General features: G+C 75.2%; 8 protein-coding genes and 2 pseudogenes. 3 read left to right on the top strand and 7 right to left on the bottom strand.

The features are described 5' to 3' along the window. From E1165_RS26840 to E1165_RS26855, 4 genes and pseudogenes are all read right to left on the bottom strand, one after another. Nucleotides 1–1024 (bottom strand): annotated as a pseudogene (locus E1165_RS26840) (cell division protein FtsK); the annotation flags it as partial. After that, on the bottom strand, nucleotides 1017–1958 hold the full coding sequence (locus E1165_RS26845) for a hypothetical protein (protein ID WP_132394513.1): 942 nt from the start codon (nucleotides 1956–1958) through the stop codon (nucleotides 1017–1019). The gene E1165_RS26845 and the pseudogene E1165_RS26840, both read right to left, overlap by 8 nt. Before the next feature lie 9 nt (nucleotides 1959–1967). Then, nucleotides 1968–2228 (bottom strand): hypothetical protein, encoded by a 261-nt coding sequence (locus tag E1165_RS26850; RefSeq protein ID WP_132186691.1) that lies wholly within the window; start codon nucleotides 2226–2228, stop codon nucleotides 1968–1970. Nucleotides 2229–2492: 264 nt separating this feature from the next. Next, on the bottom strand, nucleotides 2493–2873 hold the full coding sequence (locus tag E1165_RS26855; protein WP_132394514.1) for a hypothetical protein: 381 nt from the start codon (nucleotides 2871–2873) through the stop codon (nucleotides 2493–2495). A gap of 123 nt (nucleotides 2874–2996) precedes the next feature. On the opposite strand from E1165_RS26855, the gene E1165_RS26860 reads away from it, so the two are divergent. From E1165_RS26860 to E1165_RS26865, 3 genes are read left to right on the top strand one after another with little or no spacing between them, the layout of a single operon-like run. Beyond that, nucleotides 2997–5549 (top strand): ATP-dependent Clp protease ATP-binding subunit, encoded by a 2553-nt coding sequence (locus E1165_RS26860; protein WP_132394515.1) that lies wholly within the window; start codon nucleotides 2997–2999, stop codon nucleotides 5547–5549. 16 nt (nucleotides 5550–5565) lie between these two features. After that, a complete protein-coding gene (locus tag E1165_RS29270) occupies nucleotides 5566–5727 on the top strand; it encodes a hypothetical protein (protein WP_165945333.1) in 162 nt (53 codons plus the stop codon). Next, nucleotides 5727–6077 carry a DUF3140 domain-containing protein gene (locus E1165_RS26865; RefSeq protein WP_132394516.1) on the top strand — a complete coding sequence of 117 codons (351 nt, stop codon included), beginning with the start codon at nucleotides 5727–5729 and terminating at the stop codon, nucleotides 6075–6077. The genes E1165_RS29270 and E1165_RS26865 overlap by 1 nt, the downstream gene beginning before the upstream one ends. A gap of 55 nt (nucleotides 6078–6132) precedes the next feature. Here E1165_RS26865 and E1165_RS26870 read toward each other — a convergent pair whose 3' ends face one another. From E1165_RS26870 to E1165_RS30230, 3 genes and pseudogenes are all read right to left on the bottom strand, one after another. Next, on the bottom strand, nucleotides 6133–6366 hold the full coding sequence (locus E1165_RS26870) for a hypothetical protein (protein WP_132394517.1): 234 nt from the start codon (nucleotides 6364–6366) through the stop codon (nucleotides 6133–6135). A gap of 20 nt (nucleotides 6367–6386) precedes the next feature. Then, entirely contained in the window at nucleotides 6387–7376 is a 990-nt protein-coding gene (locus E1165_RS26875) for a LysR family transcriptional regulator (protein ID WP_132394518.1), read from the bottom strand. Between the two features lie 58 nt (nucleotides 7377–7434). Next, nucleotides 7435–7572 (bottom strand): annotated as a pseudogene (locus tag E1165_RS30230) (hemerythrin domain-containing protein); the annotation flags it as partial.

Raw genomic sequence — 7572 nt, forward strand, 5'->3', positions numbered from 1 at the left:
CGGTGAAGGGGGTCGGTGGCGGGCCGGCGTTGACCCGGGAGGCGATCTCCCGGCAGGTCTCGGTGACCAGCGCGGCCGGCGGTGGCGGGTCGAGGCGTACCGGCAGGCCGGTCGGGCCGCCGACGCGGGCCGCACCGGGGTCGGCGAGGATCCGGGTGAGGGTCGGGTCGTCGGGCAGGTCGATGCCGCGGACCACCAGGTGGACCCCGCAGGCCGCGCCGGTGCGGACCACCCGGTCCAGTTGGCCGCGTTCGTGCCGGGACGGCTCGTCCCCGCCGAGCAGCACCGCGACCCGCCACGGCTCGGGCCGGCGGCCGGTCGCCGCGGCCAACTCGCGCAGCGAGGCGTACTCGCCGGCGAGGACCGTCTCGTTGATCCGGCGGATCTGCTCCACCAGGTCGTCGAGGAGCCGCCCCAGCCCGCCGGGCCCGACGAAGGTGAGCAGCCCGGCGGTGCCGAGCGGGGCGAACCCGGCCAGGCCGCCGCCCAGGTGCTCGGGGTCGTACCCGTGCAGGCGCACCGCGCCGGGATCGGCCCGGCCGACGCCGCGCAGCAGCAGCGCGGCGACGACCGCGTCGCCGCCGTGCCGGTCGGAACCGGACAGGTGCACGTGCCCGGCGTCCAGCAGCGGCACCAGCCCCGGGACCGGTTCCGCGCCGGGGATACGCAGCGTGCCCACCCGGACCGGACCGACGGGCTCGCCCCGGCCGGTCGGGGTGGGCCGCCACTCGGCCCACGGCGCGGAGGCCGCGCCGGGCGCCTCCCGCACCGCCGCGGCGGCCGCGCGCCGGGCCAGCTCGGTGATCCGGGTGGCGTGCCGGTCGTCGATCTCGGTGAGCCGGCGGTCCCGCTCGGCGGCGACCCGCTGCGGCACGGCGGCGGCGGCCCGTCGGGTCCGGGCCAGCCGCTCCCGGGCGGCGGCCAGTTCCGTCTCGGCGGCGGTCAACCGGGTACGGGTGGCGCCGAGGGCCTCCGACAGCAGCCCACGTACCCGGGACACCAGGTGGCCGCGCAGGTCAGCCACGCCGCTCGCCGTCCGCTCCGGTCGCGCCCGCCCGGCCGGCGGGCCTGCTCTCGGCCACCGCCTCCCGGCGTGGATCGGTCTCTTCGGGGCGGGGCAGTTCGCGGCCGAGCCGGGACAGCAGCACCCCGGTCACCACCCCGGCGGTGACGGCCGGGTCGGCGGCGTGCGGCTGTTCCTCGCCCTCACCCCGCCGTGGCGGGGGCATCCGGCAGATCCGGGTGAGCAGGGTGTCCAGCACGGGCGGGGGCAGCCCGGGGAGCAGGTCGCGGACCCGACCGTCCAGCTCGCCGCGCAGCCGCCCCAGGTCGTCGGCGCGGGGCGGGTGCCCGAGCAGCTCGCCGGCGAGGTCGCGCAGGAGCGGCGGGGTGATCGCGGCCATGCCGAGGCCGACGTCGGCGTGCGCGCCGCGCAGCTCCCGGCGCAGCCGGTCGCGGTCGCCGGAACGGACCCCGCCCACCACCCGGCGCAGCAGCTCCCGGGAGTCGGCGATCCGTTCGTCGGGCTCGTCCGGCGAGCCCTCCCGGCCGCCGGTCAACTCGGCGACCCGCACCGACCACCAGCGCGTGACGGTGGGGTCCTCCCGTTGCTCGACCGGCGGCGCGGCGGGTGGCGCCGCCTCCTCGCGGGCTGCGTCGTGTCTGGGAGCCCGGCTCGCCGGCGGCGCGGGTGGGGAGCCGTCCGGGGCGAGCCCGATCGCGGCCAGGTAGGCCGACAGCTGCTCCTGGGCCACCCGCAGGGCATGCCCGGCCGCCTCGGCGTGCTCGACCGCCGCGGCGAGTTCCGGCACTCCCATCGGGTTCGCCGACTCCTGCCGGACCCAGCGCAGCCGTTCGGTGGCCTGGCCGAACTTCTCCAACGCCAGGGCGAGCTGGGCGAGGGGGAACTCCTCGGCGGCGGCGCGCACCTGCGCCCCGACGTCCTCCACGATGGACACGGCGGCCGCTCAGAGGGTCGAGACGTAGAGCTGCGCCTGCTCCACCGCGACCAGTGTCGCGGCGAGGCATTCCTCCAGCTCCTGGCCGGCCTGGGTCAGCGACGCCTGGGCCGCCTCCACGGTCTCGTGCCCGCTGCCCTCCAGGGCCCCGGCGAGGGTCTGCTGCGCCTCGGCGAGTTTCTCGCCGGCGGCCTGGACCGCTGTCTGACCGTCCCCGATCTGTTGGAGGGCGACCTCGATGGCTGCCTTCAGTTCGGCGACGCTCGCCACGATGACCTCCTGGGGGCGGGGAGACGTCCATTACAACGCATACCCGGGCCGCAACGAACTTCCACCCTGGACATTCTCCGCCCGCTCCGGCGCGATCTGCCTTCCGACGTGCGCCCCTGTCCCGCCCGTCCACCGGCGCGGTCCCACCCGCACCCCACCGGGTCCCACTGGCGGGACTGCACGCTCGCGGGGCCGGTCACGTCGCAGAACGCCTTCCCGGTCGCCCGCCCTGCGCCACCGGGGCGTGGCCGCCGGTGGCGCGGGTCAGGGGCGGGGCAGCCACCGGGGGCCGTGGACCTCGGCACCGAGGGCGGTCACCCGGGCCCGCAGTCCCCGGTCGGCCGTCACCACCAGGCGTCGGCGCCGCGGGGCGTCGCTTACCAGGTCGACGATGGTGTCGTCCCCGGAGCCAGGAGCCGGCACGGTCCGTACCTCGGCAGTCCCACCCACCTCCCGGGCCGCACCCTCCACCACCAGCACCACCTCCACCGGCGGTGACAACTCGGGCGGCAGCCCCCGGGTGGCCAGCGGGGCCAGGGCGTCCCGCAGCCGGGCCGCCGCCGCAGCCCGGTCCCGCCACCAGCCGTCGGGCCGGGACCCGACCACGTTGGCGCCGTCGACGATCAGCAGCGGGCGGGTGTCCATGCCCCCAGCCTGCCATCCCGGCGCGTTTGTCGCGGCGGCCGTCGGGTAGCCACCGGCGATCGTGCCGCGCCCGCGGGGTCGCCCTGGGCGAGGCGTGCCGCGCCCCGAGGAGCGGAGGGGAAGATGATGGGACCCGGTGACTACGGCGCCGACCCGTGGGACGAGTTCCTGGCCCGGTACTTCGGTCGGGGCGAGAGTGGACGCCGACCGGCCCACCGGGTCGACATCACCCGGCTGATGACCGCCGACGCCCGGGAGATGCTGGCCGACGCCGCGCGGCGGGCCGCCCAGAAGCACAGCAACGACCTGGACACCGACCACCTGCTGTGGGCGGCGTTGCAACGCGAGCCGTTGCGTGACCTGGTACGCCGGGCCGGTGCCGACCCGGACACGCTGGTCAACGCCCTCGGCGGCCGGGGCGAGGGCGTGCCCGGCGGCGAGGTGCCGCCGAATCTGTCGCTGACCCCGGCGGCGAAGCGGGCGCTGCTCGACGCCCACCAGCTCTCCCGGGCGATGGGAGCCAACTACATCGGGCCCGAGCACATCCTGATGGCGTTGCCGCTCAACCCGGAGTCGCCGGCCGGCCGGATGCTCGCCGCCGGGCGGATCCAGCCCGAGTCGTTGCAGGCCGCCAGCGCCGAGCGCGGCTCGATGGGCGGGCCGAGGCCGGACCGGGGCACCCCCACCCTCGACCAGTACGGGCAGGACCTCACCGACCTGGCCCGCAACGACCAGATCGACCCGGTGATCGGGCGGGCCGACGAGATCGAGCAGGCCGTGGAGATCCTGTCCCGGCGGACCAAGAACAATCCGGTGCTCATCGGCGAGGCGGGCGTCGGCAAGACGGCCATCGTGGAGGGACTGGCGGAGCGGATCTGCGACGGCGACGTGCCGCAGACCCTGATCGGCAAGCGCGTGGTGCAGCTCGACCTCGCCGGTCTGGTCGCCGGCACCCGGTACCGGGGTGACTTCGAGGAGCGGCTGAAGAAGGTGATCGAGGAGATCCGGGCCCACCGGGACGAGCTGATCATCTTTCTGGACGAGATCCACACGCTGGTCGGCGCCGGCGGCGCCGGCAGCGAGGGCGGCATGGACGCCTCCAACATGCTCAAGCCCGCGCTGGCCCGGGGCGAGCTGCGGGTCATCGGCGCGACCACACTGGACGAGTACCGCCGCAGCATCGAGAAGGACGCCGCGCTGGCCCGGCGGTTCCAGCCGGTGCTGGTGCCCGAGCCCAGCGTCGAGGACACCGTGGCCATCGTGCGTGGCCTGCGGGACCGCTACGAGGCCCACCACCAGGTCCGGTTCACCGACGAGGCGCTGGTCGCCGCCGCCGAGCTCTCCGACCGGTACGTCACCGACCGTTACCTGCCGGACAAGGCGATCGACCTGATCGACCAGGCCGGCGCGCGGGTCCGGCTGCGCACCCGTACCCCCGCCTCCGACGTGCGGGAACTGGAACGGCAGCTCGACGAGGTACGCCGGGACAAGGAGCAGGCCGTCGCCGACGAGCAGTACGAGAAGGCGTCCAGCCTGCGCGACCGGCTGGCCGAGATCGAGGAGCAGCTGCGCCGCGCCCAGGGTGACGAGGGCGGCACCCACGTCCCGTCGGTCGGCCCGGCGGAGATCGCCGAGGTGGTCTCCCGGGCCACCGGCATCCCGGTCAGCCAGCTCACCGAGGAGGAGCGGGAGCGGCTGCTGCGACTGGAAGGCCAACTGCACGCGAAGGTCGTCGGGCAGGACGACGCGGTCACCGCGGTGGCCGAGGCGGTGCGCCGCTCCCGTACCGGGCTGGCCGACCCGAACCGGCCGATGGGCAGCTTCCTGTTCCTCGGCCCGACCGGTGTCGGCAAGACCGAGCTGGCCCGGGCCCTGGCCGAGGCGCTCTTCGGCGAGGCCGACCGGATGGTCCGGCTGGACATGAGCGAGTTCCAGGAGCGGCACACCGTGGCCCGGCTGGTCGGGGCGCCCCCCGGCTACGTCGGCTACGAGGAGGCCGGCCAGCTCACCGAGGCGGTGCGCCGCCGCCCGTACGCGGTGGTGCTGCTCGACGAGGTCGAGAAGGCCCACCCGGACGTGTTCAACATCCTGCTGCAGGTGCTCGACGACGGCCGGCTCACCGACAGCCAGGGCCGGACGGTGAACTTCAAGAACACCGTGTTGATCATGACGAGCAACCTGGGCGCGGAGCTGATCACCGGCACCCAGCGGGCGGTGGGCTTCGGCGCCGGCGGGTCCGCCGACACGGGGGAGAGCGACGAGCTGCGGGAACGGCTGATGCGCCGGCTTCAGGAGACCTTCCGCCCGGAGTTCCTCAACCGGATCGACGAGACCATCATCTTCCGCCGGTTGGAGGCCCAGCAGCTGCGGCAGATCACCGAGCTGTTGCTGGCGGAGACCCGCCGCCGGCTGCACGCCCAGGACGTCCAGGTCGACGTCACCCCGGCCGGCGTGGACTGGCTGGCCGAGCACGGCTACCAGCCGGAGTTCGGGGCGCGACCGCTGCGCCGGGTCATCCAGCGAGAGGTCGACAACCGGCTGTCCCGGATGTTGCTGGAGAACGAGATCTCGCCCGGCCAGAAGGTCACCGTCGACGCCCGCGAGGGCCAGCTCACCTTCGAGACGGCCGCCGGTGACCACGGCTACACCCCGGCCACCACGTCCCACCCACGATGACGCGGAGGGCGGACCCATGACCGAACCGGAGGAGACCAGGGAGAACACCGAGCGTACGGAACCGATCCTCGCCCCGCCGACGGCGAACCCGGCCCGGGTGAAGGTGCCGCCGGAGGGCCTGAAGCAGCAGACCGACGGGGAGCCGGCCCCGGCGGGGCGACCGGAAGAGGAGGCGTGATGGCACGCGAGCAGCGACTCGACCCCGAGGTCGAAGTGATCTGGGAGGACTTCCACGCCGAGGTCAACGTCCCCTCCGAACAGCTGCGGCAGTGGCTGCTCACCCGCGGCTCCGGGGAGGAGTCGTTCGGGCCGAACCCGGACCTCGACCTGCCGGAGCCGGGCCGGCGGATCCTGCGGGTGCTGACCAAACGCAAGGTGGACCTGACCCCGGAGGACATCGAGGTGATGCGGGAGGCGATCGACCGCATCCGGGCGTTGACGGCGGAGAAGCCGCGTGCCGGCAACTCCGACGACGAGTGGCGGCACGCCCTGCTCGACCTGGGGCACGACGTCCTGGTCGAACGCTGACCGCGGCAGCGCGCCCGTGGACCGGGTGGTCCGCGGGCGCGCTCGCCGGTCTGGGTCAGGACTCCAGACTGGGCAGTTGCAGGCCGGCGGCGGTGGCGGCGGCCTGCCGGTCGGCCAGGGTGCGTTCCTCGCGGCTGAGCAGGGTGGCGTACTCGGTGACGTCGGCCGGGTCCGGCACCTCCGGCAGGCGGCGCAGGAACGCCTCGACGTCGCGGGCGGCGGCGGTGTGCGCGGCAGCCGCCTGGCGCAGCAGCTCCCGTTCGTCGCCGGTGGGGTAGAGATCGGTCATACCGCCTCTGATACCCGTCGTCAGGCCGTTCGCACCCCCGGCCGGTCCGGCGCCGAGCGGGCCCCGAACTCGGGGTGGTGCCGCAGCCAGGCCAGATAGTCCGGGTGCACGGCCAGGGAGTCGGTGTACGCGGCCACCGCGCCCTCCAGCACCGGCTCGGCGACCCGGGCGGCGGGGGAGTCGGGGTGCCAGCCGAGCAGCAGCCGCCACCGCAGCGGCGTGCCGGCCAACCGGCGGGTCACCAGGCCGGCCACCGGACGGAAGGTGGCCTGGCAGAGCGCCACCGCCTCCCCGGCGTCGACCAGATCCATGCAGCCGCGCACGTCGGTCTCGTACACCTTGCGGGGGGTGAAGCCGGCGCGGGCGCAGGCGGCGGCGAAGCAGTCGCCGAAGCACCCGTCGCCCGGTGCGGCCACCCACTGCTCGTGGCTCAGCTCGGCCAGGCCGACCTCGTCCCGACCGGCCATCGGGTGCGACGTGGGCAGCAGCACCAGCACCGGGTCGACGGCCACCTCCCGCCAGCTGAGGCCGAACTCGGCCGGCGGGTTGGCGTCCCCGCAGATGCCGGTCAGCGCGAAGTCCAGCCGCCCCCCGGCCACCAGCGTGGCCAGCTCGTCGGCCGACCAGGACGCGTACGTGGTGATCTGCGCCTGCGGCTGCTCGGCGGCGAGCCGGTGCACCAGCCGGCCGAGGATCGGGCTGTTCACGCCGCCGAACCGGTAGCGGGCGAGGCTGTCGTCCGCCCCGGCCAGCCGGGCCGCCTCGTCCTGCAGGCCCTTCATCGCCGGCAGCAACACCCGTGCCCGGGCCAGCACCAGCTCCCCCAGCGCGGTGGGGCGGGCGCCCCGCCGGTCCCGCTCGAACAGCGGGCCGCCCAGCGTGCGTTCGATGCGCTGGAGCTGCGCGGTCAGGGCCGGTTGTGCCAGGCCGAGAGTCGATGCCGCTTTGGTCACGCTCCCCGTCTCGGCGATCGCGCAGACCACCCGCAGGTGCCGCAGCTCCAGATTCATAACGTGACGGTAGGACCACGTACCGGTCAGGGGAAGGCCCCGAACGTATCGGCGTCGATCAGTCCGGGTCACGATCGAGGTCGACCGGGTACGTCCGCCGCCCGGTGACCGCGTCGCGCAGCTTGTCCACCACCCCCCACGCCGGCTCGACCACCCGGTTCCACGGCGGGGTCCCGGGGGTGCCGGGGTGCGGGCG

Origin of the sequence: Micromonospora sp. KC723 (assembly GCF_004348595.1) — a bacterium.
Lineage (GTDB): Bacteria > Actinomycetota > Actinomycetes > Mycobacteriales > Micromonosporaceae > Micromonospora.

What these genes read in the sequence shown, in the direction of transcription:
- E1165_RS26855 (WP_132394514.1), bottom strand. Translation starts at nt 2,873, where the DNA reads ATGGACACCCGCCCGCTGCTGATCGTCGACGGCGCCAACGTGGTCGGG.
- E1165_RS26860 (WP_132394515.1), top strand. Translation starts at nt 2,997, where the DNA reads ATGATGGGACCCGGTGACTACGGCGCCGACCCGTGGGACGAGTTCCTG.
- E1165_RS29270 (WP_165945333.1), top strand. Translation starts at nt 5,566, where the DNA reads ATGACCGAACCGGAGGAGACCAGGGAGAACACCGAGCGTACGGAACCG.
- E1165_RS26865 (WP_132394516.1), top strand. Translation starts at nt 5,727, where the DNA reads ATGGCACGCGAGCAGCGACTCGACCCCGAGGTCGAAGTGATCTGGGAG.
- E1165_RS26870 (WP_132394517.1), bottom strand. Translation starts at nt 6,366, where the DNA reads ATGACCGATCTCTACCCCACCGGCGACGAACGGGAGCTGCTGCGCCAG.
- E1165_RS26875 (WP_132394518.1), bottom strand. Translation starts at nt 7,376, where the DNA reads ATGAATCTGGAGCTGCGGCACCTGCGGGTGGTCTGCGCGATCGCCGAG.